Source organism: Vibrio sp. 1641 (genome assembly GCF_033339995.1).
GTDB classification, from domain to species: Bacteria; Pseudomonadota; Gammaproteobacteria; order Enterobacterales; family Vibrionaceae; genus Vibrio; species Vibrio alginolyticus.
On sequence record NZ_JAWOVP010000117.1, the window covers coordinates 1 to 786 of the forward strand.

3 protein-coding genes are annotated in these 786 nt (G+C 39.6%); all 3 read right to left on the minus strand.

All coding sequences use genetic code 11. The features are described from left to right. The coding region (locus R7Z47_RS24520; RefSeq protein ID WP_318130719.1) for a type VI secretion system baseplate subunit TssF at positions 1-113 on the minus strand (113 nt) is incomplete at its 3' end. After that, complete coding sequence (gene tssE, locus R7Z47_RS24525; RefSeq protein ID WP_015313304.1) at positions 110-574, minus strand: type VI secretion system baseplate subunit TssE; 465 nt, start codon at positions 572-574, stop codon at positions 110-112. The genes tssE and R7Z47_RS24520, both read right to left, overlap by 4 nt. Before the next feature lie 8 nt (positions 575-582). Further along, the coding region (locus tag R7Z47_RS24530) for a type VI secretion system accessory protein TagJ (protein ID WP_318130718.1) at positions 583-786 on the minus strand (204 nt) is incomplete at its 5' end.

Below are 786 nucleotides of genomic sequence, written 5' to 3' on the forward strand. Positions count from 1 at the left end.
TCGCTGATACGTAACCTAGCCGCAATTTTAGGATATTGCTCGCCAAACTCTTGTCCTTTGTGTCGCAGATAGGCCAATTCACGATTGTAGTATTTTAGAAACTCTTCACTCATTTCGCTCGACTCAACTTCATTCCTAAGTTCACTGGCTCGACTTCCGAATTGAATTTCAACTCGTGGATGTCATTATCAATCAAACAAGTTGCGCTAATTTCTAACCGTAAGGTTCGATCTATCGCATTTTTTTCATCAGAAATTTGAACGTGCGGATTTCTTAACCGAGGTTCAAACTCCCGAATAGCTTCATAAACGATGTCACACAACTGACTTTGTCCATCTTGGCTGCTATAAGGCATTGATGAAAAATCAGGTAACCCATAGTTCAGAATTGAGTATCTAACTTCTAAAAAGTCTTCGTGAATATTTTTCCAACCAATACGACTATTAAGCATCGACTCTAAGTCTCTTAACAAACCATTGAGCATGTGTTGCTGACTGACAGGAAAATCTTTTTCTTCTCTGGTAGTTGGGTCGCTATCAATCAACTTGTCTAGCAGTGAAACCGTTAAAGCCATAATTGCTCTTACGCCAACTCTTTTATTACTTGTAGATTTTGTAAGTCAGAAATCGGCAGCGCCATTTCACCGACAAGCCAACACTTCAGACCTAAACCTAAGTAAACTTCTTTGTCAGATATTTGTTTCCAATCCGTTTCACGACCTAGTTTTTGAGCATCACTTTCTGAATCCAAGTAAGTCATCGGCATATGGCCTTCACCTTCACCTAA